Here is a 25,006-nt window from a genome sequence, read left to right on the forward strand (position 1 = left end):
CAGGTGCCCCATGACAGAACCAGTTAAGCTGAAGAAACCGCGAGGCAAGGCGCGGGTGATATCCGGCAAGTGCATCGCCTGCGGCGCGCGCTGCCAAAGCGTCTGTCCCGTGGACGGCGTGGAGATGAGTGAGCAGGGCGAGCCGATCATCGCTGCGGAAAAGTGCATCGGTTGCGTGAAGTGCGTCAAGGCCTGCCCGGCCGGCGCACTGGAGATGTTCTACACCCCCGAAGAGCTCGCCATCATCGCCGGTTTCGAGAAACACGGCGGCGAAGAGGTGGACGAAGAAGAATCGGAACGTCGCCGCAGGATCTCCGCATACAAGGGGGTCTGGGTCTTCATCGAGCAGAATGACGGCGAGGCGGCCAAGGTTTCCTGGGAACTGACCGGGGTGGGGCGGGAGCTTGCCGACCAGCTCGGTGTGCCTCTTTCCGCGGTGGTCATAGGGAGCGGCGTGGAGCACTTAGCGGATCTCGCATTCGGCTACGGAGCGGACCAGGCGTTCCTGGTCAACGATCCGGTGTTCCGCCAGTACCGCACCGAGCCGTTCCTCGAAGCGATGTGCCACCTCATTGAGACGCACAAGCCGGAAGTGGTGCTGATGGGGGCAACAGGCATGGGTCGCGACCTGGCAGGCGCCGTCGCGACCCGCGTGAAGACCGGCCTCACCGCGGACTGCACGGGACTGGGGATCGACGCGAAGGGAAACCTCATGCAGACCCGTCCGGCCTTCGGCGGCAACATCATGGCCACCATCATGTGCGACCGCTTCCGCCCCCAGATGGCAACGGTGCGCCCGCACGTGATGCCCATGCCGCAACAGAAAAGCGGCAGGACCGGCAAGGTGATCCACGAGAGCTGCCCCGTTGCCGAGTCGTCCATCTTCACCCGGGTGCTGGAAGTCATCACCGAGAAGGGCGCCAAGGACAAGGTGGACGTGGCCGGTGCCGAATTCATCGTCTCGGGCGGTCGTGGACTGATGGCAAAGGAAAACTTCGCCCTGCTCGAAGAGTTGGCCGAGGAGCTTGGTGGCGTGGTCGGCGGGTCGCGCAGCGCCGTGGACGCGGGTTGGCTCCCCCAGGATCGGCAGGTCGGCCAGACGGGAAAGACGGTCCGCCCCAAGATCTACATCGCCTGCGGCATCTCGGGTGCCATCCAGCACCTGGTTGGAATGCAGGATTCCGACGTCATCATAGCCATCAACCGCGACCCCGAGGCGCCCATCTTCGAGGTGGCCACCTTCGGAATCGTCGGGGACCTGTTTCAGGTGGTGCCTGCGCTGACCGCGCGGGTAAGGGAAATGAAGCAACGAACGGCCGCTTGAAACCCTCAAAGAAGTTAAGCGAAGAACGCTGAGTATCCGCGGAGTGCGCTAAGAAAAGCCGTTGGTTTGACTCCGCGCCCTTTGCGCATGCTCCGTGTGTTTTGCGCGACCGCTTTCAGCCCAGACTTTATGGAGCATCTATGGAACACGTAATTTTCATCGCAATTCTGAGCCTGTCACTCTCCGCTTTTGCCTTCAGTTGCTACCGCAGACTGGCACTGGTCAGCGTCGGCAAGAACGAGTACCGCTTCGACCGCCCCCTGGACCGACTCAGGGAGATGCTGGTCTACGCCGTAGGGCAAAAGAGGGTGGTAAGCCGCCCCTTCGGGCTTAACCACGGCGTCATCTTCTGGGCCTTCCTGGTGCTGGCCCTCGCCAACCTTGAATTCCTGGTCTCGGGGATCTTCCCGGCGGTCTCCTTTGCGCTGCTCCCGGCTCCGCTACACGGGGCGCTGCTGTTCCTGTTCGACATCTGTTCACTGGCGGCCCTGGTTGCGGTGGCGGTCGCTGCACTGCGTCGCACGGTGAACCCTCCCTTCGAGGGGGCCCGCACCTTCGAGGCCTACCTTATCCTGTCCATGATCGCGACCCTGATGCTGGCCTATTTCGGGGTGAACGGCGTGCGCATCGCTCAGGGGATGCTGCCTGGCACCACAGCCACCCCGGTGTCCAATCTTGTCGCCCGCCTGATCATGGCCACTCCTGCTGCGGGTGCATTGGAGCAGACCGGCAACGTCTTCTGGTGGATCCATGCCGTGGTGCTTTTGGGGTTCATGAACTTTCTCCCTTACAGCAAACATATGCACATACTTACCGCCATACCCAACGTCTTTCTGCGCAGCATGGGGAAATGCAATAGCCAAGAGCGCGAGGCGTTCCAGGAAGGAAACAGCTTCGGTGCTGCAACGGTGGAGCGGCTCTCCTGGAAGGACCTGCTTGATTCCTTCTCCTGCACCGAGTGCGGCCGCTGCCAGCAAGCCTGCCCCGCCTCCAGTACCGGCAAGACACTGAACCCCCGCGAGATGATCCACGCCATCAAGGAGAACCTCCTGCAAAACGGCGCGGTCATGGACAAGCTCTCCGGCGACCTGCAGGCGGAACGGTGCGTCTCGCTGATCGGCGACGGCAAAAAGGGAAACACCAAGGCGAGGGCCCTCTGGAGCTGTACTTCGTGCGGCGCCTGCATGGAGGCATGCCCGGTCTTCATCGAGCATCTTCCCAAGATCGTCAAGATGCGCCGGCACCTGGTGCAGATGGAGGCGAGTTTCCCCGAGGAGCTTCTGAACCTCTTCGAGAACATGGAGCAGCGTTCCAACCCCTGGGGGATGGCCCCGTCGGAGCGGAGCAAGTGGAGTTCACAGCTGAACCTGCGTCCCTTCGAGGCGGGGAAGACCGAATACCTGCTCTTCGTCGGCTGCTCGGGCGCCTTCGATGCGCGCAACAAGCAGGTCTCGGTGGCCCTGACCCGCGTGCTCGACGCGGCGGGCGTTTCCTACGGTGTCTTGGGCAAGGAGGAGAAGTGCTGCGGGGATAGCGTACGGCGGCTCGGGAACGAATACCTGTTCGACCAGATGGCAAAGGAGACGGTCCAGCAGTTCCTCTCAAAGGGGGTCACCAAGGTGATCACCCAGTGCCCGCACTGCTTCACGACCCTCAAGAATGATTACCGCCAGTACGGGCTGGAGCTGGAGGTGCTGCACCATAGCGAGCTGATCGATAGACTTTTGCGGGAAGGGAAGCTCACCCCGGCCCGGAGCGCCGAAACGGGGAGGGTGGTGTTACATGATTCCTGCTACCTCGGTCGGCACAACGACGTCTACGAGGCACCTCGCGAGGTGCTGAGGAAGGCAACGGGGCGCGAGGTCCTGGAAATGGGGCGCAACCGGGAGAACGCCTTCTGCTGCGGTGCGGGGGGGGGGCGCATGTGGCTCGAGGAGCACGAAGGTACTCCAATCAATCGCAGCCGGGTACAGGAGGCGCTGGCGCAACAGCCGGTGACCGTCTGCGTCAGCTGCCCCTTCTGCATGACCATGTTCGAGGACGGCATCAAGGAAGTGGCCGGGAGCACCACCCAGGTCAAGGACATCGCGGAAGTGGTAGCGCTCTCCCTGTAGCCGAACCTTATTCTTCCATCCATTTCATCAGCGTATAGGCCTGCTCCTCATTCATGTGGAGGGTGGAGTAGAGGTATTCCGCATCGGTCTCAGGATGCACCAGCTTGCGGATGTCCCCGTACTCGGGGGAGTTGAGAATCCTCACGATGCAGGGGTGCAGGTTCGCGGCGGGGATGCCGTAAACCTGGCTGGTGAAAAGGCTCACCTTGGTCGGCCTCGGGTAGATGCGGGATTCTTCCCGCACCGTGTCCACGATGGTGCTGCAGGCGTCGGTGACGGCGGAGCGAACCAGCAGTCCCGCGTATTTCTCCGTGATGTGCGCGTCGCAGTAGAGGTAGAGCTCACCGCTGAAGGCTGAGGCGGTCTTGATGTCCCGGTACTGCACCTGGGTCTGCATCTCGTTGAGAAGCGAGCAGATCTTTACCGGCTTGATATCGGGGAAGAGCGCGAACATGGCGTTAAGCGGCGTCAGGGCCGTGATGACCCTGGAATCCCTGCGGATCTTTTCTGCCATGGCGTGCTTCACTTCCTCAAGCTTCCCCTTGGCCGCCGCATCTTCACTGTTCATGTAATCCTGTGAGTAGAGGAAAAGCTGTCCGGAGGGGGTTACCAGGGTGCGTATGTCACTGGCGAGGCCGCCTGTTGAGATTGCCTCCAGCACTCCATGTTGAAGTTCACCCGGCAACCCTTTGGCGAGTACGGACACGATGCGGGAGGAGGTCAGTGCGCCGTACCTCTTCGAGTTGCGCCTGACATTGTGAATCAGCTTTGCCTTAACCTCTGCGATCTGCTCGGTCATGCCGGTCCGATGGAAAGTTTCTGCTGTAGCGCTTTGGCTGTGGCCGGAGTGGAATCCCTGGTGCATTGTCGGTGGTACCTCGCGCGGTGAGCATTAGAACCAATTCATTGCGTCTATAATAAACCACATTTGTACCGTGTAAACTGCGCCCTTGATTTTTTTTCATACGCGCTGCAATTCCCTGTTCGCAGGCTTTCTACGCCGCCCATGGATCCAACATTAACGATGCGCCTTCTTGACATTAACAACGCCTAATATATATTTATTCCCGCTGAAGTCTGGAGATTCTGACCAAGGAGGTCGGCGTGGAATATTCAGGGTTTATGCTGGCGTTGGGAGGCGTGTTGCCTTGCCTGGGGCTGGGGCTGTTCTGCTATCTCTTGAGGCTTCTCCTGGAGTTCAAGGAAGATAGCTGCAGCGGTCAAGATCCGCAATATGTGCGTGACATAAACAGGAAGCTGAATCTCAACAACGTAGAGACTGAGCGGGACATCCTCTGAACTTGCCTACACGGTTGCAACGGGCTGCCTTCTCCTGCTAAACTGCCGCGAAAATAACCGCCCCAGGCGGAACTATCCGGCGGTCACATGCCTCGCAACACTCTTCTCTCAATCGTTGTTCTCATCCTTTTATCGGCAACCTCAGCATGGTGCGGACCTCTCGAGGAGTGCCGTGAGTTTGTCGCCTATGGTGTACCCGGCCAAAGCGGTGATCTGTTGTGCCGGAAGGGGTTCCTGCTGAGCCACGACGCGCAAAAGAAGACGCCGGTCTGGGTTGTCGAGAGGATGACCAGGGAGCGGTTGCAGGCGAAGCTGAAGCGTTCCGACAACTTCCGTCCAGACCTCGAACTTCCCAAGGGGGAGCGTGCGGAGCTTTCCGACTACCGGGGATCGGATTACGACCGTGGCCACATGGCGCCGGCGGCGGACATGGCGTGGGACGAACAGGCCATGTCGGAGAGCTTCTACCTCTCAAACATGGTGCCCCAGGCGGGGGAGGGGATGAACCGAGGCATCTGGGCCGAGTTGGAGGGGAAGGTGCGCAAGTGGGTGGAGAAGCGGGGGGAACTCTTCATCTACAGCGGGCCGATCTATCCCAAAGGGGCGCTGAGGACCATCGGCCGCAACCATGTGGCGGTCCCATCCGCCCTGTACAAGGTGATCCTCGATCCGGCCAGGCGCGAGGCACTGGCACTCATCATGCCGAACCAGCCGCTTGAGACCGAGGACATGCCGAAGTACCTGGTGCCGGTGCGCGAGGTGGAAAGGCAGACCGGGCTCGACTTCTTCTCCGCGCTGCCCAGGGAGGAGCAGGACCGGATCGAGACCCCGGCCCCGCCTGCGCTCTGGCAGTGAGTTGAACTAACGCTTCAGGGTTGTGCCGATAAACTCCGTCGCATCCCTCTTTAACTGCGCCAGGGAATCCCCCTCCAGGTACATCATGTGCCCCGAGCGGTACCGTTTGACGGAGATGTTCCGACGCAGCGCCTCCCCCACCCCCAGGTGGGCCAAGGTGTAATCGGTTGCGAAATGCGGGGTTGCCAGATCGAACAGGCCCGAGGCGACCAGGACCTTCAGGTAGGGGTTCTTGACCATCGCGTTACGCAGGTTCTCGCCGGTATCCGCATAGCTGTTCTTGGCCTCCCAATCCCAGCGGCCGATGCCGCCCCCCAGCGCGAAATACTCCAGGTCCGACCGGTAGTCAAGCTCCTCCCGAAGGTAGGTGTTCATGGCACTGGTGAAGGGGGGACGGATGTTGGCAATTGTCGCATCGCCCCACAGGTGCTTGCCCGGCTCCGGATTCTCCGCGTTGAACCTGCTGTCCATCAATCCGACCGTGCGCCCCTCGTCGCGCAGCAATTCCTTCGCAAAATCCCGGTTGTCCACCCGCAAATTTCTGTTCTGAACCAGGTCCACGCCGAGCCCCGTGAACGAGGCCAGTTTTTCCGCTATGGCCTTGCGCTCCGCCATAGTCAGCCGATCACCCTTGTTAAGCGCCAAGAGGTAGTCCGATGCCGCCCATTGCTCCGCCTGGGCCAAGGTCCGGTCCAGGTCCGCCTGCAGCTCGGGAGCGAGCTTGCGATGGTACCAGGCGGTCGCCGTGTAGCTCGGCAGGAAAAGCTGGTAGGGAAGGTCATTGCCGTAATCGAAGGAAACGGTCTGCAGGTTGAGGATGCTGGAGACCAGTATGAGGCCGTTGAGGGCGACGCCGTGCTCAACCAGGTGCTCTGCCAGTCCCGCCGAGCGGAAGGTGCCGTAGCTCTCGCCGACCAGGAAGACGGGAGCGTCCCAGAGCCCGTTGCGGGTAAGGTAAAGCCTGACAAAGCGTCCCAGCGAGTCGATGTCCCCCTGCACAGCGGAGAACTTCTTGGTGAGGTCGGGCTTGGCGGCGCGGCTGTAGCCGGTGCCGACGGGATCCACGAAGACGAGATCGGCCACATCGAGCCAGCTTGACGCGTTGTCGACCAGGCGAAATGGGGGTGCCGGCATGCTACCGTCGGGAAGCATCTGCACCCGTCTTGGCCCCATTGCCCCGAGGTGCAGCCAGACGGAGGCGGCGCCCGGGCCGCCGTTGAAAGCAAATAGCAGGGGACGGGGCTTTGCGGAAGCAGGTTGCTGCACGCGGTAGGAAACGTAGAAGATCTCGGCCTCGGTCTCCCCAGTGTCGGTGAGCACCGGCAACGTGCCGGCACAGGCCTGGTATGAAATCTCCTTGCCGCCGATCTGGGCCTTGTGGCTGGTCACCACGACCCGGGCCGTCCCCCCAGGCTTGGTTTGACTTTCCTGCTGCTCCACGCCTTGCGGCTTGCTCTCGGGGGAGGGAGGAGCGGCAAACGCAGGTACTTGGGCTAAGGCAAAGAACAAAGCCGAAACGATCAGTAATGGCTTAGACAAGGGAACCCCTCCTCAATGAAAAACATGGATACCACATTGGATACTATCTGAAGGTGCCAGCCAGGTCAAACCAAGGGAATGAATGTGAGTTACCGCGAAGAACAAAAAAAGCACCCTGCATGGTGCGCAAGGTGCTTTGAGCCAGCCGCGATGGAGGTTAAATCAATAGGCGACGTAGGGTCCGGTGCCGAGCCCGGAACTCTCATCTTCGATGCCGAAGGCGACGCTGCGCCCCATGAAGAAGGGCAACCCCCAATCGAACCCGAAGCCGGATGGGCCGCCGATATCGCTGAAGACCCGGTTGGAACTGTTCAACAGGCTGTTGAAATTGGAGATCTGGAAACTGACCGTGGACGCGGGCGTTCCCCCGGCGCTCACGTTGGTCGCCAGCAAGGACCTGGTGAGCGGGGGGCAGTACCAGTCGGTATTGGGCGACGGGCATACCGGGAGCACACTCGGGTCAGCATTGGGGAAGAACAGGCCGTTGGAGCCGGTGTCGGCGAACCCGTTGGTGGAGCCGCCGTTGAAGGTGGTGGTGAAGTCCCCGGCGGAGTCGGTCCTGAGGACGACCGGGCCGGAAAGGGTATTGTTGGTGCCGGTGCCGATCCCAAGGACCACGGATCCGCTGATCGACGGCACCCCGCCCACGGGGACAGCGGGCAGGGTCACGATCAGACCGTTGTTGTCCACCGGGAGCGCCGCAACCGGGTTCTGCACCTGGTCCGTCAGCGGGACCGAAGCTCCGACGCAGCTCGTCCCGCTGCAGCTGTAATATACACCGTTGGCCGAGGTGAACGCACAGCCAAGACCGCAGTCTTCCTTGAACACCCCCACCCCCAGGATTCCGGCGAACCCCGAGGAGACCGGGGTGGGATCCGCGTTGGAGCAGGGGAGGGGGAGCGAGCCGAAGCTGGAGTTGATCACCTGGATCGGCACAGAGACGTACGGTTCGTTCCCCAGTTTGACCATGGCCCTCCTGATCGGTCCCCAAAGGGAACTGCCGTCGGCGAACTGGACGCAGCCGGTGAGTGTGCCGGCACCGCTGGCCACGGGCGGCAGAGTCAGGTTTGGTATCGCCTGCTGGAAGAGCCGCAAACCGTAACTGCCGGTGTCGAGGAGGACGTCGTTCACCGTCTGGCAGGCGGAGAGATCGGGATTGCAGACGGTGACACTTACGCAGGCTTTGTTTAGGTAGCTTCCTGGCGAACAAAGCGAGCCGTTCACCGTCATCGGCATCACGTTGGCGGCCGGGGTTGATGACGAGGTGGTGGTAAGGTTGGTCGATCCGGTCACCCCCCCAAGGGTGGCCGTTACGGTCGTGGTCCCCGCGGAGACCGCGGTGGCCATCCCTTTGGTCCCCGCTGCGCTGCTTATGGTAGCCACTCCTGCGACAGAGGAACTCCAGGATACCTGGCTGGTGATGTCCCGTGTGCTGTTGTCGGAGTAGGTCCCGGTGGCGGTGAACTGCCCCGTCGTGCCGACCGGGAGGGTCGAATTGACAGGGGTGACCGCTATCGAGGTCAAGGTCGGGCCTTTTTTCCCGCCGCCGCCGCATCCGGACAGGGTGGCGAGCACGGCCAGCATGGTCATGACTGCCGACAGCTTAACGGATCTCATCGAGGCTCACTCCTTCGGGCAGGAGTTCGGGAAGGTAGGCCCGCCCTTGCAGGTTGCGCATATGCCCCCAGGTTTCCACCACCATCCGACGCGTCATCACTTTCAAACCTCGACGCCCCTGCCGACGCGGTGTACCGGAAAGCGCCTTACGGTAGTCGTCGTGATAGTTGCCGAGCAGCACGTGCAGATCGGGGTGTACCAAGCCGTTCCAGGCGACCGCGAAGACGACGCCGGACGGATTAACGTATTCCCGCACGGTGGTGGCCGTGGTCCCTGAAGCGATCGATTGAACGCGGTAACTGGCGCGGTTGGTCGATTTCAGGAGCGCTCCGGACAACTCCTTGGAGTCTCGGGCAATGGTCTGGGCCGTTTCCCCCAGAGTCGCTTCCGCGAGGTCATACCGGCAGGAGATGACCAGCGCCATGCAGAGCGAGATAAGACAAAGTCGTAGCATCATCGTCGTCCCCTGTGCCGCTCGGAATTTGGGTGTTCCAAGAAACAAGGTGACATTCTACCAACAAATCCATTTCTGTGTTAGCGAGTGTTAATTTTTGTGACCATTGGGAGGGCTGGGAGCGGGGGGGTGAAAAAAGGCTCGCCGCCTTGGAATTCCCGAGGCGGCGAGCCGGTGTAACGATAAGGATGGTACGGCTGGGCAGGGAAGGATGGAGGAACTATTTCTTCCCTTTCTTGGAGAGCTCGGCGGCGACCTCTTCGCTGATGTCTTTGGGCTTCACCCTTTCATCCGCGAAGAGCACCCCTTTTTCCTCGACCACCAACAGGTAGCCATTGGCCTTGGCATAGTCACCGGCCGCCTTCTTGATCACGCCGCCGACTTCGTTGGTCAGCTTGTCCTGAAGCTTGTTCACCTCGAGTTCGCTCGCCCGTGCCAGCTTCTGGAATTCCTCAACCTTCTTCTGGAATTCGGCCGCCTTGGCTGCGCGCTCCTTCTGGGTCATGGTGGGAAGCTTGGCCTCGATGGCGGCCTTTTGCTTCTCGAGCTGCTTGGTCCGGGCGTCGAGCTTACTGCGCAGGAGTTCCGACTTCTTCTTCAGCGACTCGCTTGCCGCCTTGCCTTCGGGAGATTCTGACGCGACCTTGCCCATGTCGATAATCGCGATCTTGACTGCCGCAGCGCTTGCCTCGTCCTTGGCGGGAACCACGGGGGCAACAGCCGCGGCGGGTGCCACTGCCGGAGCTGCGGCGGGTGCGGCGGCGGGAGCAGCGGCGGGAGCAGCCTCAGCGGCAAAACCGTTCGCGGCGATGAGAGAGGTGAGTGCGGTGCCGATGAGTAATGACACGAACCTGTTCATATGATCGTCCTTTGTTTGAGTAGTGGTGACTGCGACGGGGAGAGCATAAAGCCTTTGTTACGCTTTGGCAATTAAAAGAAATGTGTTGGCCGGCCACAAAGAGCCAGCCGGCGGGTGGAAGTTGCCGACTAATCGCATCTATAAAGCCTGTTGACTCGTATACGCCTCGCTGCTACGATGCCACCACTCAAGAGGAGCGCCCCATGACCGATATGCTACAGAAGTTGCAGGCAGCGACATCCGACGACCCCGCCACGGCAGAGCTGTTGCACGAGGCTTTGAAAGAGATCCGCGAGCTGAGAAAGCAAAGGGACTCCCTGGAGGAGATCCTGATCGTGCTGTCCCGCACCGAGCTTCCCTGGGATGAGGCGGGGAACCCGACCGACGCCCTGCCGCACTTCAGGGAGCGCTACCTGAACGCGGTCCGCGAGGCCGCCGGACTGCTCGGGCTGGAGCTGCGCAGCACCATCACCAGGACCGAACCCAGAACCTGATCCCGGCGCTCCCGTCCCGAAGAGGAAGGGCGCCTAACGACTACTGGAGCGTACATGCCTACCAACATGATGGAATGGGGATTCGTCGTCGTTTTCTTCCTTCTGCCCGGCACCATCGGCGCCTGGATCGCCCACACCAAGGGGCGCAACCCGTTTCTGTGGTTCCTGCTGAACGCCCTTTTCGCCCCCACCGTGATGATCACCGCCTTTCAGCGCCCGCTCCGCCCGGTAGAGGGGCACTACCGGCAATGCCCGAAGTGCAGCGAGTTCAGCAAATGGCGCGAGACCTCGTGCAGATTCTGCGGCACCGGGCTTAGCTGAGCCGATCCATGTTCTTCCGCAAGCAGCCCGATTTCGGCCAGCTTCTGCGCGAACTGGGGGCGTTCAGCCGCAGGGACGTGACCCAGGGGCTAAAGCTGGCCAAATACAAGAAGTCGGCCCAGGCCCTGCTGAAAAAGGACCCGGTCTCCGGCCACGTCCTGCACGGGCTGGTCGCCTGCCTGGAGCACGACATCGCCTCGATGCACGCCCAGTACCTCCAGGCCGTCGAGCTCTCCGACTCCTACCTTTCCCTGATGTACTACGCCCTTGCCCTGGAAAAATCCTGCCTCTGGAACGATGCGGCTAAATATGCCTTGCTCGCGCTGGACCGCGCGCCCCAGGAACCGAAGCTGCTGAACGCCGCCATCGGCATCGCGCCGTTGACCGGGAGGTTTTCGCTGCTGAAGAAACTGCTCTCCCAATGGCAGGAAAGTCACGAGGGGGTGCGTCACCCGCGCCAGGATGATTACGAGACGGTGACCGAAACGCTGGCACGCCAAGGGTTGGCGGAGCAGGACCTGAAGGCGGTTCTCGCCGGTATCGGCACCGCTTTTTCCGAGACCGATGCCATCCTGCTGCAGTGCCGCTACGAACTCGTCAGCGGCAAGGACTCGTCTTTCATCCACTACCGGTTCGTGCTCCCGGACAGCCTGGTCGCCACCTATTACGAGGACAGGGTCTCCGAAAAGCTCACTACCGTCCCCTGTCATCCACGCATTTTCGATGCCTTCTCCTTCTCAGTGGAGAACGGCACCGTGTACGACCTCTACGACTGCATGGAGCGGGAACTGGCCTCCAGCGCCGACACCATCAAGGTCCCGGACCCGGACAAAATGAAGCTGATCGAAGAGCTCATCAGGGACGTGGAGGTCTGAACATGGTCAGCAACGAGTCGCGCATCCGCTTTCATGCCGCTTTCGAACAGGTGCTGGACGAACTGATCGCGGTGGTGGCCAAGGAGAAGGAGAGAAACCCGCAGACCTACAAGGATTCGCCCCAGGCGAAACTGCTGGCACGGGTGTACCGGGCCATCAAGGACGAGATTCCGGCAGATCCGCAGCACGCCTCGTACTACCAGGGGGAGTCCGAGGGGCATGCCTACCGGCAGTGGCGCCGGGCCAAGCCGACCGGGGAGCACCGGCTCTTCTTCAAGTGGGACAAGGAAACCAACGCCATCATCTACGCCTGGCTGAACAGCGAGGTGAGCCTGGTGAAGTACAAGAGCCACATGGATGCCTACCGGGCGTTCAGGGGGAAGAGCAGGTGATGATGGGAACGATGGGAACGATGGGACTCTGTAGGGGCGAATAATTATTCGCCCTGCCTTTGAATTGCCAGCGCCGCGCAATAACCGCCAGGGACCGGCAGGTCGATGATGCACCAACGCCCGACCTCGGCGGGGTCTGAACCATGCCTCAGGAGGGCAGGCGGTTCACCAGGCAACAGCGAGACGTCAAACGCCGTCGAGACCAGCGAAAAACCTCTCCCGGTCCCCTTCATATAGGCCTCCTTCCGGGTCCAGCAGCGGTAGAAAGCATCGAGCTGCAGTTGCGGAGCCAGGCTGAAAAGCTGCTCCCGTTCCCGCACAGAAAAATAGCGCTCCGCCATGGGGCGAAACGCCAGATCCTGCCGCACCTCTTCCAGATCGACTCCAATCTCCGCACCGTAACATACAGCAACGAGCAACTTCCCACCAGCATGGGAGACGTTGAAACACATCCCATCGGCTGCCTGCTCGGCCGCCAGATACGGCTTTCCGAACTCCCCCTCGAGAAACTCGAGACATCCCGGTTCCCGACCGTTGTACCCCGCCAGGATTTCCCGCAACAAGCCGCGCCCCACCAGAAACTCTTCGCGCTTGAGGTGATCGAACAGTCGAGCACCACGCCGTACTTCCTCGTCGTTTAAAAAGCCGAGCAGGCGTTGTTTTTCATGATCCGGGCGTTGCAGCGGTTCGAGCCGGAACTGCGCACGCACCCCCTCCAGTCCGGCGATCGGAATCAAGCCACTGCCTCGAACGACGCCCTCAGAAGCTTCAGCCCCTCCTGCGTCGAGATGCGGGGGGAGTAGCCGAGGTCTCTGCGGGCAGCGGAGATGTCGAACCAGTGGGAGGTGGCGAGTTCCTTGGCGACGAAGCGGGTCAGGGGAGGCTCACCGGAAAGCTTGAGCGTTTTCCAGGCTACTTCACAGGCAACCCCAACGGCATAGGCCACTCCGGCCGGGACGGTGCGGTTGACCGGCGGCACTCCGGCCGCGCCCAGGATGGCGTTCACCATATCCCAGAGCGGGATGGGCTCCCCGTTGGAGATGAAATAGGCCTTGCCCGCCAGCGGCGCATCGGGGCAGAGACGGTCCGCCGCGTTCAGGTGCGCCTCGGCCGCGTTATCCACGAAGACGGTGTCGACCAGACAGGTACGCGTGCCGATGCGCCTCAAGGCGCCGGCGCGTCCCTTGGCGACGATGCGCGGTACCAGGTGATTGTCGCCCGGTCCCCAGATCAGATGCGGCCGGAGCGAAACGGTGGAAAGGGTGCGCGAGTTGGCAGCGAGGACAGCCTTTTCCGCAAGCGCCTTGCTGTGCGGGTAGTGCGCCTCGAAGTGGGCCGGGTAGGGGAGTGACTCGTCGCCACCCTCAACGTCGGAACCGTCGAAGACCACGCTGGGCGAGCCGGTGTAGACCAGGCGCCTGATGCCGAGGATGCGGCAGGCTGCGATCACGTTTTCGGTGCCGACGACGTTGGCGAGGTAGTACTCCTGGAAGCTCCCCCATATGCCCGCCTTAGCGGCGACGTGGAAGACGGTGTCGCATCCCTGCGCCGCCTGGACCACTGCGTTCAAGTCGGCGAGGTCGCCGCGATACTGCTCTACGCCGAGGGAAGCCAGCTCCGGGTACTCTCCGCGCGAGAAACTGACCACTTCGTCGCCACGGGCACGCAATTGCCTGACGATGGCCGAGCCGAGGAATCCGCCCCCTCCGGTGACTAGCGCGCGCACTTGAGCGTCTCCGCGGCCCAGACTGCCAGCTTCTCCCTGAAGATCTTGGCGTTGTGCCGTATGTCCACCGGGAAGGCGGGATGGAACAGGAAGGATTCGATGGAACGGGTGTGAATGTGTTCCTCGGCCAGCGATTTCAGCTCCTTGCGAACCTGCTCCTGGTCAACCTTGACGCCCTTCTCCAGTTCGATGCAGATCACCGGCGTGAGCGCCCCCGGCTCCCCCACGCCCACCAGGGCGCTGCGGAACACGGCGGGATGGGTGTTGAAGACCGCCTCGCAGGGGATGGTGTAAAGAGGGCCTGCTTCGGTTTCGACCCGGTGGGATTTGCGGCCGCAGAACCAGACACGACCGTCTTCGTCCATCCCCCCGAGGTCGCCCATGCGGTGGAAGAACGAGCCCGTCTCCGGGTCGATGATCTTGGAGAGGTGGTCCGATTCCGGGCGGTTGTAGTAGCCGCGGGTCACCTGTTCCCCCTGCACCACGATCTCGCCGATCTTTCCGGTGGGGACGCGCAGCGCATCGTCCCAGCCGCAGATGGGGTTGTCGGTAATCTGGACGATCTCCAGGCGGATGCCTTCAACCGGCCGCCCGACGCAGACCCCGCCGCCGGAATCGGTGATTTTACGGGTTTCCTGGAGGATCTCGGTGCTGCCTATGGAACAGACCGGGAGCGCCTCGGTGGCGCCGTAAGGGGTGAACACCTGCACGCCCGGGTTCAGCAGGCTGGTGAAGCGCTCGAGCACGGAGGCAGGCACCGGCGCCCCGGCGGAGATTGCCCGCCGCAGGGTGGGAAGCTTGATGCCGTGCTCTACGCCGTAGCGTCCCACCCGGTTGATGAGGGCTGGGGAGCCGAACATGGTGGTCACGCCGTACTCGTTGATCGGTCCCACGATCTTGCGCGGATCGACGGAACCAGGCCGGGTGAAGTCCATCTCCGGGATCACCGCGGTCATGCCGAGTGCCGGAGCGAACAGGGCGAAGAGCGGGAAGGTGGGGAGATCGATCTCCCCCGGCTCGATGCCGTAGACATCCTTCAGGGCCTTCACCTGCGCGGAGAAGTTGCCGTGGCTGTAGATGGCTCCCTTGGGTATGCCGGTACTGCCGCTGGTAAAAAGGATGGCCGCGACGTCGTCCTTCTGGGTCGGGGCGAGGGTGAAGGGGGTATCGTCCTGCTGTCCCGCGATGATCTTCGCAAGCGTGGTCCCTTCCCAGAACAGCCGCGGGCCGACGGTAACGCAGGTACGGATGCTTTCCTTGCCCCAGCCGAAGAGCTTGCGTGCGAGGTGCGCCTTGGGGATGCCGATGAAGGCGTGCGGTTCGGCCTCGGAGAAGCACTGCTTCAGGTTCTTGATCCCAAGCCCCGGATCGATAAGCACCGGCACCGCGCCCACCTTGAAGAGCGCGAAGGTGAGGGCGAAGAATTCCGGACTCGGCGTCACCATGAGCACGGTGCGCACGCCGCTGCAGATGCCGTGGGCGATCAACCCGCGCGCGATCCTGTCGCTCAGGCGGTTCAACTCCGAGAAGGTGAGGCTCCGCTTCCCCTTGGGGAAGATGATCGCCCTGGTGTCAGGCTGGCGCCTGGCCATCTCGGGCAGATGCGCGGCTATGTTGACGAAATCGATCTCGGACATGGGTCAGGCAGTCTCCCGGGCCTCGGTCTGCTGCAGGAATTCGACGATGAGCGGCACCACTTCGCCTTTCATGTCTTCGAGGACGTAGTGTCCGGCGTCGGGATAGCTGTGCACCTGCGCCTTCGGGAAGCGCCGCTTCCATTCGGCAAGGAAGGTGGTATCGAAAACGAAGTCGAGCTCTCCCCAGAAGATGGCCATGGGGAGGTCGCTGAAGCGCTCCAGACCGGCGGCAATCTCGCTCACGAGATCGTAACCGCGGTCTCCCGGTGCGAGCGGGATGTCCTGCACGAAGCGCAGCGTGGCGATCCGGTTCTGCCAGGAATCGTAGGGTGCGCGGTAAGCCTTCATCAGTTCCTGCGGCATCGGGTTCTTCTTGCAGCCGACGATGGACGCCCCGACGCTGAAGGCGTTGAAACCGCGCACCAGCAGGGTGCCAAGCAGCGTGTCGCGGCAGATCTTCAGCCCCAGCGGGAACTTCTTCTCCTTGGGGAGATGGAAGGCGGCGGTATTCAGGACCACGATGCGGCCGATCCGCTCGGGGTGGCGGCTTGCGTACCCCATGCCGATCATCCCGCCCCAGTCGTGCACCACAAGGGTGATCTTTCCTTGCAGATCGAGCGAATCGATCAGGTGCTCCAGGTCGTCGATGCGGCGGGAGAGGGTGTAGTCGTAGCGGTCGTCGCCCGGCTTGTCGGAGAAGCCGCAGCCGATGTGGTCCGGCACGATGCAGCGGTAGTTGTCGCGCAGCGCCAGTACCAGGTTTCTGTAGTAGAAGGACCAGGAGGGGTTGCCGTGCACCATGACCACCGGGGCTCCCTTGCCCTCGTCGAGGTAGTGGTAGGCGAGGCCGTCAAGGTCGAGGGTGCGGCCGGTGAAGGGGTAGTAGTTTTTCACTGCGTCTCTCACCAGTCCACTCCCAGCATGAGGCAGTTGAGCCCGCTCCCGATGCCCAAGAGGGCAACCCGGTCGCCGGCGGAAAGCACATCGCGCTCGTCAGCCAGCGCGGCGGTCAGGGGCAGGGAAACGGTCCCCATGTTCCCCAGGAATTCGTAGCTGGTGAAGTCCTTGTTGAGCGGGATGCCCAGCGTCTTCAGGATGGCGCTCTGGTGTGCGCTCCCGACCTGGTGGCAGACCACGCGGTCCACATCGGTCTCCCTCCAGCCTACCTCGGGGAGGAACTCATCCCAGGTGCGGCGACCCAGTTCCACGCCGTAGTTCATCACGCTGACCGCGTCGGTGCTCATGGACTGCTCGTAGCCGCCCTTGCCGTCGGGGGTGATGCCCCAGAGGCAGAGGCCGTGGTGTTCAGGCGCCGCCTGGGTGATCCCGCCGCGCAGCCTCCTGCGGCCGGACTTGGAGAAGGAGCCGTCGGTGAGGAGCACGGCAACCGCGCCAGAACCGCCGGTGAGGGTGGCCAGCGAGCTGGCGAAGTTCTCCATGCTGCGGTCCTCCAGCATCTTGGCGATCATGACGTCGTTTATGTCGCGCGCGCTCTCGCAGGAGACCACCAGGCCGGCCCGGATCTGCCCGAGCTCGATGCGGTTGGCCACGTCTAGGATGCCGTTCAACACGCCCAGGCAGGCGTTGGAGAGGTCGTAGACCGCAACGTTACCCGAGATGCCGAGACCTGCAGCGACGCGGCAGGCGGTAGCCGGCTCGAAGCGTTCCCGGCAGACGCCGGTGTAGAGCAGGGCGCCTATGTCGTTGGGGGAGATGCCGGCCGCGGAGAGCGCCTTCTTTCCTGCCGCGATGGCCCCCTTGGAGAGCTGAAAGCCCGGTTCCCACCAGCGGCGTTCGCGGATCCCGGTCAGGGCCTGGAGTTGCCCCGGGGTGAAGTGCAGCGTCTTGTAAAGCGGCTCCAGCCGCGCCTCGAGCTCATCCGAGGTGACCACCACCGGAGCGAGCTCGTAACCGAAAGATTCGATATATACCTTGGAATACTTCATCAATCACCTTAAGAAACGGAAGCTGTACAACAATGAAAACCGAAAGCATGACCAGAGAGGACGCCGAGGTCCGCAGAGGGCACAGAGAAAAAAGGATGTTTAAAACATTTTTCCCTCTCCCCTCGGGAGAGGGTGCCCGCAGGGCGGGTGAGGGCGACGCCACGAAGGGAGTGATCGCCTATCGCAGCGCCCTCACCCCGACCCTCTCCCGGGGGGAGAGGGAGTGTTGACAGCGTTTTACCCTCTCCCGGGGGGAGAGGGAGTGTTGACAGCGTTTTACCCTCTCCCGGGGGGAGAGGGAGTGTGGACAGCGTTTTACCCTCTCCCAGGGGGGGAGGGAGTGTGGAGAACGTAGAACGCGTTTAGCTTCTTTCGATTTGGACCGTAAAGTCGTTCATCTGGTAGATGGCACGGCCGTCCACGTAGAGGAAACCAGCGGCGGTCAGGACGCGGTTGGCATCGTCGGCGGCGGTGACCCAGGCCACCACGGTGACCTCTTTGTCGGTCGGCACGACCTGGCCGCGGTAGAGCCAGCGGTGCTTGCGCTCCAGGGCGACGGCGGCGACCGAATCGCCTTCGTTCCACCCCCAGCGCTCCACGGCGGCGAACTTCATCAACTGCAGGAACGACTCCAGTCCCAGCGAACCGGGTGTCACCGGGTCCTGGTAGAAATGCGCCTTGAAGTACCAGTCCTCTGCAACAACCGTCTTGGTCCCCCTCAGGTAGCCGAGGCCAGCCGGACCACCATCCGGAACGTACAGCTCGATCCTGTCGATCATCCTCAGCATCTTGTCCGGGAAAGGACGCTGCTCGGGATAGGGGAGCGAGCGGCCGCGTGCCGTCTCCTCGGCGCTGGGGAGGTAGGGAGCGGCTTCGCGGATGCCGACCTGGTTGGCCAGGGCCTCCTTGGCGAAGAAACCGAACATGGTCTCGCCTTCGTAGAGCACGCCGTGGCGATCCGCCACCGAGAAGTCGAACTCCTGGATGATCATCCCGCCGCTGGTGGCGGCCTTGGTAAGGGTAGCCGTCGCGGTCAGGGTGCCGCTTTGCGGCGTAACGGGACGGTGTTGTACCGCAGTCCCCCCAAGGTTTCTAAAGGAGATGTCGGTCGGGCTGGTGAGGGCTGAACCGACGTAGGCGGCAAGCCAGCCGCAGGGCTGCAGCGCAGCTTCCAGAAGGACGGCGAAGGGCATGCGCGGCTGACGGTCGGCGGCAAAATACCACTCGTCCGACGGGATGTCGTACTGCGCTTCCGCCATCGCGCCCGGCACCATCTGCCACGGCTCTCCTTTAATGCCGGTGACGCGATCCATGAACTGGAAGGGAGGACCGGGGAGACGGGCGATCTTCCGCTCGCTGTCGAAGACCTTGTAACGGTCACCGAAACCTTCGGACGGATTGCCGTTGCTGTATGCCAGTATCTGTTTTTTTGTGTAGATGGCCGGCTTCTGGTCGTAGGCAGGCGCCTGCACCGCTACTGGGGCGACGCCATGTGATTGCGCAACGTTGGCATGCCACAGTTGAAGTAGTGCTTCACGGGTAGTGCCGGTGAGACGCGCGGACATGTTGGTGATTTCGACGATCGGCTTGCCGTCGGCGTACATCAGGGCATCGACGATGGCGTACGGCTCGGGGCGGTAGCCCAGTTCGCGCACGGTCACCTCGTAGGTGACCACCTTGGTCGTCTCCAGTACCTGCCCGCGGCAGCAGAGCTGGCTCGCAACGCCGGGGACCGGTTGCCAGGCGGACCCGTCGGCCTCCGCCACCCAGCCAAGGCGCAGCAGGAAGATGCGCAGGGTGTGCATGCAGCACTCGTACATGAGCGTGCCGGGCATGACGCGGTCGTCCGCGAAATGGCAGGTGATGAACCAGTCGTCCGGATGGATGTCCGCTTCGGCGCGGATGAAACCGAGGCCGCAACGTCCGCCGTCCGGGACCAGTTCCATGACGCGGTGCACCAGCTCCATCCTGCCGCCGGGGATGGTGAGGGGGCGCTGAACAGGCAGCCCGGCAAAGAGAGGCCCAAAGCATCCCGCGAGATCGCCGCGGCGCAGGGCGTCCAGCTGCCGCGCGTCGTAGGAGGCGCGCTGCATGGGCACCAGGTAGTTCCAGTCCGCGGGGAGCTTCCCGGTGCGGGGACGCAGGTCTATGGCACCGCGCACGATCCCCTTGCCGGCGTCCAGCTCCTCCTGGGTGAAGAAGCCGGCGCAGCCGTTGCGCATGGAGAGAAGCGGTTCCCCGTTCACGGTCGCCTCGAAGTGGAAGCGGAACAGGTAGGTCTCGCCCTGCCTGAAGAAGCGCTCGATGTGGATGTCGTAGTTGATGGTCTCGCCGGGGGCGGGTAGCTCGCGGTGGAAGGTCACCACGGCGTCCAGGAGCCGGTAGACGGCGAGCCCCTTGGTGATGAAGTCGATGCCGAGATAGCCGGACAGGAACAGGTCGGCCTGTCCCGCCTCTACCGCGATGCAGGTCGGGATGCGGCCGCCGTCCAGGTACCAGGCGCCCGGATGGACGTCGTGCTGGGTTACCACGCGGCCGCTGGTCATCGATTTTGGCTCACCCTCGAGCGCCACGATGCGATGCACGAGCTGCAGCGGCACGTCCGGCAACCTCACCCTGGTCGGGTAGCTGTCCGCCTCGGCGAATTCGGGGCCGAGCATCTTGGCGACCGAACCGATGGCGAACTCAAGGCACATATCGTAGTCGTAAAGCGCCGGAAGCGCGCCGGGGTAGGGGGCGGGAGCCGGCGACGGTGCAGCAGCAGCGGGGGCGGCCACGGCAGGCCCAGGCGTGGACATCGCGGCAGCGTAGGCCCCGGCGGGGTGGTTGTTGAGATCCTGTTCGACCGGAATGCCGGCGGCCAGCATCTGCTGCTGGATCGAGATCTGCAGCGCCAGGGCGTCGGCGATGGAACGGCTCAGGTCGCCGGCCACCCGCAGATAGGCTTCGTGGGCCTGCTGCCGGGCGTCCTGGGCCTGGGCGAACTCGTGCAGCAGCGGCTGGACGGGCACCTCGGAGAAGGCTTGCTGCACGGCCACGCCCGGAGCCGAGGCGAACTGGGACGGTGCGGCTAACGTCGGCGCGGCTTGCTCGCTGGCCGCAGGGAAAGCGGCGTTTGCGCTGGCTGGTTTACCCATATCCTCTGTCATGACCGATGTTTTTTCAGGTGTACTTACCGGAGTATCTGTAGACCGCATTATCCGGGCAGAACCGGAGGGGACCGCAGGCTGAGCCGTCCGGACCGGGGGCGCGGCAGGCTGAACAGGCGCTGCCGGGGGGACGGCCGCAGGCGCCTGGGCTTTTTGTCCGGCATGGGGGAGCCCCGGTGCGAACGGCACACCGCCGGTGGTGAAACGAAGCCCTTTCTGCTCGTGCGCGATCACCGACGGCTGAACCGGCAATTCGGGAGCGGCTGTGAAGAGCGGCTCCAGGTCGACCGGGACGCGCTCGGCGGTAAGCTGCGCCAATAGTCGCAACACTGCGGAGTTGGCGTCCGTGCCAGGCTGGCAGACGGAGCGCGCCACGTGGGGGCGGCCGTTCAGGATGCGCCCGATCATCCGGCTGCAGGAAGCGCCGGGGCCCATCTCGATGAAGTAGCGGATCCCCTCGTCGTAGGCCGCTTCGATCACCTTCGGGTAGTCGATCCCCTCGACGGCCTGGGCCAGGATGGACTCGGCCGCGCTGCGGCGGTTCACCTGGTAGGCGCTCCCCGCTGCACCGCTGTAGAAAGTGACGCCGGGGGGAGGGGTGGTGGTGAAGACGTGCAGGTCGCGGTAGGCGGCAGCCACCTGGCGCGCCACCTCGCAATGCACGGTGGTAACACCCTGCAGCGGGAAGAAGCGGCAATCGAGCATGGCCACCAGGTGCTTCACCCACTTCACGTCGCCGCCGATGACGCACTCGTCCGGCGTGTTGACGATGAGAAGGTAGACCCGGCTGGTCTTCTTGATGGCGCGGCGCACCTCGCGCGCCGGGGCGTCGACCACGCCGATGCTCCAGTTGATCTCCTTCCCTTCGGGTTCCCCCCAAGCCTCGCGGGCGGCGCGGCATTCGCCGGCCAGGTCGCGGGTGAACAGGGTGGACGCCTTCATGCGGGTCAGCATCAGGTCGCGCTCGGTCCAGGTGCGGGTGGCGAAGAGCCCGGCGGATTCGCCCAGGCTGTAGCTTATCACCGCGTTGGGCCTGACCCCGAAGCGCTGCACCACGTCGGTGACCGCGCAACCGGTCGCCACCTGCCCGAAGATCACGGCCAGATGGTTCTCGTGCACGCTATCGATGGGCGCACCGTTCCAGAACTGCTCCGGCTGGAACTGTTCGCGCAGGTAGAGGTTTTCCGCATCCTGGCGGCGGTAGACCTCGGGCCAGCGTGCGGAGAGCTCCATCCCCATCCCGGCGAAATGGTTGCCGGAACCGGGGTAGACGAACCCGATCTTGCCGCTTTTGCCGATGGGACTGGCGTTGAAGAAGAGGCGGTCGCGCTGGGACGGGTGCAGCACCGCCTCGGCGTAGGCCGCGTCGGAGCGGAGGATCCGCTCTCCCTGCAGGCAGAGCGAGGCGAGCTCGTCGGCGCTTCGGGCCACCAGGGAGACCGCGAGCGGTGCGTCGGAGGCACTGCTTTCTTTGCAGACACGCCGGGAGAAGACAGACATCTCCGGTGCGGGCTTTCTTTCCGCCGTTTCCCGCAGTTGCTGCACCCCTTCGGCAAGCTCCTGCCGGTCGGCTCCCGTAATGCAGAACAGGAATTCGTCCCATCCGCCAAGCGGGGCGACCCGCTCGACGACGGCGCGCTCGGGGACGTTGTCGTACCCCTGCAGCACGACGTGACTCACGCTGCCGTCCACGCCGAAGACGCTGACACCGGCGTGGCGCGCACCTTCACTGCGGTTCCTCAGCCAGTAGCGCGATCCGTTGGGGAGGAAAAGGGCGCCGTTGCCGGAGAGCTGGCCGACGGGACGCTCGCCGGAGCGTGCTCCCGGAATGATCTCCTGGTACAGCGCCAGGCAGCCGCGCACCAGCGAGGCGAGACCCGAGGCGGCGCCGGCGTGGCCGATGTCGCCTTTCACGCTCGCCACGGGAAGTCGCCTTGGTTGCGCCGTGGCGCCCGGCTCGTCGAAAAACTCGGTCAGGGCGGCGGCTTCCATGCGGTCCTCGGCCCCGTTGCCGCTGCCGTGGGCCTCGATGAGACCGACAGCCGCCGGTGCTACTTCGGCCTCGCCGTAGGCGCGCTCCAGCGCGTGACGGTAGGCGGGGATGCCGGGGAGCATGACTTCACCGCTCGCGCTGCCGATACCGCCGATGACGGCGTAGATCCGGTCTCCATCGCGCTCCGCATCTTCGAGGCGCTTCAGGATCACGGTGGCGGCGCCCTCGCCGACCACGGTGCCGTCGGCGGTCTGGTCGAAGGGGGTGACGCTGCCGAAGCCGGAGTAGGGGCGGTTCAGGTGCTGCCCGATCACGGCCCTCAAGTCGCCGGCGAGATCCACGGCGCCCACGATGGCGCGGTCGATTTCGTCCGACTGCAGCTGGCGCACCGCCGTTTCCAGGGCGCGCAGTCCGGAGCTTTCCTCGCTGGACATGGTGAAGCTCGGGCCGCCGCAGCGGAACTCCCGGGCCACGCGGCTGGCGACGACGCTTCCCAGGGCGCCCATGGTGCGGTTGGCGGTGAGCGGCGGGCCGGCCTGGTCGCGCAACTGTCCGATCCACTGCTCAAGCTCGGCGGGCGAGAGCTGGAGCCCCAGTTCCCGCGCCCAAGCCGCCGCCTTTTCCGCGACGCTCCAGCGGAAGGCGAAGTTGGTGCTGTTCAGGTCGAGCGCGATACCGACGAAGACGCCGGCGCGCAGGTTGTCGCCGCGATCCATCCCGGCGTCCTTCATGGCGGCTGCGGCGGACTGCAGCATCAAAAGCTGCTGGGGCAGCATCTCTTCCAGCTCCTTCGGCGGGATGCGGAACTGGTCGGTCGGCTGGGAGAACTCGTCCAGGTAGAAACCGGCGAAGGGGGTGTCCTTCAGCTTTTCCTTGCCGAACCAGGCGCTCTGCTCGGCGCCCCACCAGTCCTTCGGGTGGGACGGCTTCGCGCCGGTCTCACCGCCCAGCACGCGTGCCTGGAAGGACTTCAGCTCCTGCCATTTGCCGAACCGCGCGTCGAGGCCGACCACAGCCACGGCGCCACCCTTCTTCGGGGGCTCTGCGGCAGCGGCGGCGGCAGCGTTCGGGAGCCATTCCTCTACCAGCAGGTGCGCGTTGATCCCACCGAAACCGAAAGCGGAGACGGCGGCACGCCGGGGCACGCCTTCCGCGCGGCGCTGCCACTGGGTCGCCCCCCGCAGAACGCGGAACGGGCTCTTCTCAAGTTGGAAGTTTTCCGGCGCCTGGTTGAAGTTCGCCGTCGGCGGCAGGGTCTCCTCGGCCATGGCCAGGAGCACCTTGGTCAGCGCGGCGGACCCGGCGGCTGTCAGGAGGTGGCCGATGTTCGATTTCACCGAGCCGATCACGCACCCCTTGCCGGGGGCGTCGCCCCATAGTTCCCTGAGGCTTCCGACCTCGGTGGCGTCGCCGACCGGAGTCCCTGTGGCATGGCACTCGATGAGGTCTACGTCCTGCGGCGACCACCCCGCCTTCGCGTAGGCGGCGCGCATGGCGCGCAACTGCCCGTCGGCCATGGGGGCCAGAAGGCTCCCCCCCACGTCGTTGGAGAGACCGATCCCCCTGATCACTCCGTAGATGCGGTCGCCCTGCGCCAGGGCGTCGTCGAGACGCTTCAGCACGAAGATGCCGGCACCTTCGCCCACCACCAGTCCGTCGCCGGAAGCGTCGAAGGGGGAGCAGATGCCGCGCCGCGACAGGGCGCGCAGCTGCGCGAAGCCCATCTGGGTGTAGAGGGGATCGGGGCGGGAGAGGCCGCCGGTCAGCATGGCGTCGGCGCGGCCGGCGAGGAGCTCGTCACAGGCGAGCTTGATGGCGTAGAGCGAGGAGGCGCAGGCGGCGTCCAGGGTGCAGCACCCCCCGCCCAGCCCGAGCGCGGCGGCCAGGAGCCCGGCGGGAAGCCCCGCCACATAACGGTTCAACGGGTTGGGAATGGGGTCGCCGGCGGCATGCCCCAAAAGCTTCTCTTCGAAATTCCGGCCCAGGATCGCGCGGGAGAGTTCGGCGGATTTCTCGCTGGGAAGTGCCAGGTTGCCGATGATGACGCCGACGCGGGAGCGGTCCAGTTTCGCAGTCACCGCGCTGTCGAAGGACCTCTTGCCGGCGTGCAAGAGCAGGTGAAAAGCGGGATCCAGCCCCTCTGCGAGCTTCGGGTCGATGTGCAGTCCGGAAAGCGAGGACAGGGGAGGGAGGCTGTCGATGAAACAACCACGTTTGGAGTAGACGTGGTCGGGCTTGCCAGCCTCGGGATGAAAGGCCGCGTCGACGGCGAGGGCCCAGCGTCCGGCCGGGACCTCGCGCGCCGCGCTCTTGGCGTTACGGATGTTTTCCCAGAATGTTGTCAGTTCCGGCGCGTCGGGAAAGATCCCGCCCAGGCCGACGATTGCCACGCAAGGCGACTGCTGCTTCATG

General features: G+C 63.7%; 19 protein-coding genes. 8 read left to right on the forward strand and 11 right to left on the reverse strand.

The window, feature by feature from the left end; translation table 11 throughout:
* Nucleotides 1-10 precede the first annotated feature (10 nt).
* Both KP003_RS08835 and KP003_RS08840 read left to right on the forward strand, forming a co-directional pair.
* Nucleotides 11-1,324, forward strand: a complete 1,314-nt coding sequence (locus KP003_RS08835; RefSeq protein ID WP_216499281.1) for an electron transfer flavoprotein subunit alpha — start codon at nucleotides 11-13, stop codon at nucleotides 1,322-1,324.
* Nucleotides 1,325-1,464: 140 nt separating this feature from the next.
* Complete coding sequence (locus KP003_RS08840; protein ID WP_216791618.1) at nucleotides 1,465-3,438, forward strand: (Fe-S)-binding protein; 1,974 nt, start codon at nucleotides 1,465-1,467, stop codon at nucleotides 3,436-3,438.
* 7 nt (nucleotides 3,439-3,445) lie between these two features.
* Here KP003_RS08840 and KP003_RS08845 read toward each other — a convergent pair whose 3' ends face one another.
* The gene (locus KP003_RS08845; RefSeq protein ID WP_216791620.1) at nucleotides 3,446-4,237 is read right to left on the reverse strand and encodes a YdhW C-terminal domain-containing protein; all 792 of its coding nucleotides are present in this window, start codon (nucleotides 4,235-4,237) and stop codon (nucleotides 3,446-3,448) included.
* A gap of 305 nt (nucleotides 4,238-4,542) precedes the next feature.
* On the opposite strand from KP003_RS08845, the gene KP003_RS08850 reads away from it, so the two are divergent.
* Nucleotides 4,543-4,737: a hypothetical protein gene (locus tag KP003_RS08850; RefSeq protein WP_216499277.1), complete on the forward strand. Its 195-nt coding sequence runs from the start codon at nucleotides 4,543-4,545 to the stop codon at nucleotides 4,735-4,737.
* A 216-nt stretch (nucleotides 4,738-4,953) separates the two neighbouring features.
* Nucleotides 4,954-5,592, forward strand: a complete 639-nt coding sequence (locus KP003_RS08855) for a DNA/RNA non-specific endonuclease (protein WP_239027642.1) — start codon at nucleotides 4,954-4,956, stop codon at nucleotides 5,590-5,592.
* Between the two features lie 6 nt (nucleotides 5,593-5,598).
* On the opposite strand, the gene KP003_RS08860 is transcribed toward KP003_RS08855, so the two are convergent.
* From KP003_RS08860 to KP003_RS08875, 4 genes are all read right to left on the reverse strand, one after another.
* The gene (locus KP003_RS08860) at nucleotides 5,599-7,131 is read right to left on the reverse strand and encodes a S10 family peptidase (protein WP_216791622.1); all 1,533 of its coding nucleotides are present in this window, start codon (nucleotides 7,129-7,131) and stop codon (nucleotides 5,599-5,601) included.
* A 162-nt stretch (nucleotides 7,132-7,293) separates the two neighbouring features.
* Entirely contained in the window at nucleotides 7,294-8,748 is a 1,455-nt protein-coding gene (locus KP003_RS08865) for a DUF3443 family protein (protein WP_216791624.1), read from the reverse strand.
* Complete coding sequence (locus tag KP003_RS08870) at nucleotides 8,735-9,205, reverse strand: DUF2844 domain-containing protein (protein ID WP_216791626.1); 471 nt, start codon at nucleotides 9,203-9,205, stop codon at nucleotides 8,735-8,737. The genes KP003_RS08865 and KP003_RS08870 overlap by 14 nt, the downstream gene beginning before the upstream one ends.
* 217 nt (nucleotides 9,206-9,422) lie before the next feature.
* On the reverse strand, nucleotides 9,423-10,061 hold the full coding sequence (locus KP003_RS08875) for an OmpH/Skp family outer membrane protein (protein WP_216791628.1): 639 nt from the start codon (nucleotides 10,059-10,061) through the stop codon (nucleotides 9,423-9,425).
* 203 nt (nucleotides 10,062-10,264) lie between these two features.
* On the opposite strand from KP003_RS08875, the gene KP003_RS08880 reads away from it, so the two are divergent.
* The 4 genes from KP003_RS08880 to KP003_RS08895 are packed head-to-tail and all read left to right on the forward strand — an operon-like array spanning nucleotide 10,265 to nucleotide 12,143.
* Complete coding sequence (locus tag KP003_RS08880; RefSeq protein WP_216499270.1) at nucleotides 10,265-10,555, forward strand: hypothetical protein; 291 nt, start codon at nucleotides 10,265-10,267, stop codon at nucleotides 10,553-10,555.
* 54 nt (nucleotides 10,556-10,609) lie between these two features.
* Nucleotides 10,610-10,876, forward strand: a complete 267-nt coding sequence (locus KP003_RS08885) for a hypothetical protein (protein WP_216791630.1) — start codon at nucleotides 10,610-10,612, stop codon at nucleotides 10,874-10,876.
* Nucleotides 10,877-10,884: 8 nt separating this feature from the next.
* The gene (locus tag KP003_RS08890) at nucleotides 10,885-11,751 is read left to right on the forward strand and encodes a hypothetical protein (RefSeq protein ID WP_216791632.1); all 867 of its coding nucleotides are present in this window, start codon (nucleotides 10,885-10,887) and stop codon (nucleotides 11,749-11,751) included.
* Nucleotides 11,752-11,753: 2 nt separating this feature from the next.
* Complete coding sequence (locus tag KP003_RS08895) at nucleotides 11,754-12,143, forward strand: type II toxin-antitoxin system YhaV family toxin (RefSeq protein ID WP_216499267.1); 390 nt, start codon at nucleotides 11,754-11,756, stop codon at nucleotides 12,141-12,143.
* Between the two features lie 44 nt (nucleotides 12,144-12,187).
* On the opposite strand, the gene KP003_RS08900 is transcribed toward KP003_RS08895, so the two are convergent.
* From KP003_RS08900 to KP003_RS08925, 6 genes are all read right to left on the reverse strand, one after another.
* Complete coding sequence (locus KP003_RS08900; protein WP_216791634.1) at nucleotides 12,188-12,880, reverse strand: 4'-phosphopantetheinyl transferase family protein; 693 nt, start codon at nucleotides 12,878-12,880, stop codon at nucleotides 12,188-12,190.
* Complete coding sequence (locus KP003_RS08905; protein ID WP_217300595.1) at nucleotides 12,877-13,869, reverse strand: NAD-dependent epimerase/dehydratase family protein; 993 nt, start codon at nucleotides 13,867-13,869, stop codon at nucleotides 12,877-12,879. The genes KP003_RS08900 and KP003_RS08905 overlap by 4 nt, the downstream gene beginning before the upstream one ends.
* Nucleotides 13,857-15,506 (reverse strand): fatty acid CoA ligase family protein, encoded by a 1,650-nt coding sequence (locus KP003_RS08910; RefSeq protein ID WP_216499263.1) that lies wholly within the window; start codon nucleotides 15,504-15,506, stop codon nucleotides 13,857-13,859. The genes KP003_RS08905 and KP003_RS08910 overlap by 13 nt, the downstream gene beginning before the upstream one ends.
* Nucleotides 15,507-15,509: 3 nt before the next feature.
* Entirely contained in the window at nucleotides 15,510-16,412 is a 903-nt protein-coding gene (locus KP003_RS08915; RefSeq protein WP_216499262.1) for an alpha/beta fold hydrolase, read from the reverse strand.
* Nucleotides 16,409-17,452, reverse strand: coding sequence for a 3-oxoacyl-ACP synthase III (locus KP003_RS08920; protein ID WP_216499261.1), 1,044 nt, complete (start codon nucleotides 17,450-17,452; stop codon nucleotides 16,409-16,411). The genes KP003_RS08915 and KP003_RS08920 overlap by 4 nt, the downstream gene beginning before the upstream one ends.
* A gap of 362 nt (nucleotides 17,453-17,814) precedes the next feature.
* Nucleotides 17,815-25,005, reverse strand: a complete 7,191-nt coding sequence (locus KP003_RS08925; RefSeq protein WP_216791637.1) for a beta-ketoacyl synthase N-terminal-like domain-containing protein — start codon at nucleotides 25,003-25,005, stop codon at nucleotides 17,815-17,817.
* Nucleotide 25,006: the final 1 nt, after the last annotated feature.

Source organism: Geomonas diazotrophica (assembly GCF_019063885.1).
In the GTDB taxonomy this organism is placed as follows: Bacteria; Desulfobacterota; Desulfuromonadia; order Geobacterales; family Geobacteraceae; genus Geomonas; species Geomonas diazotrophica.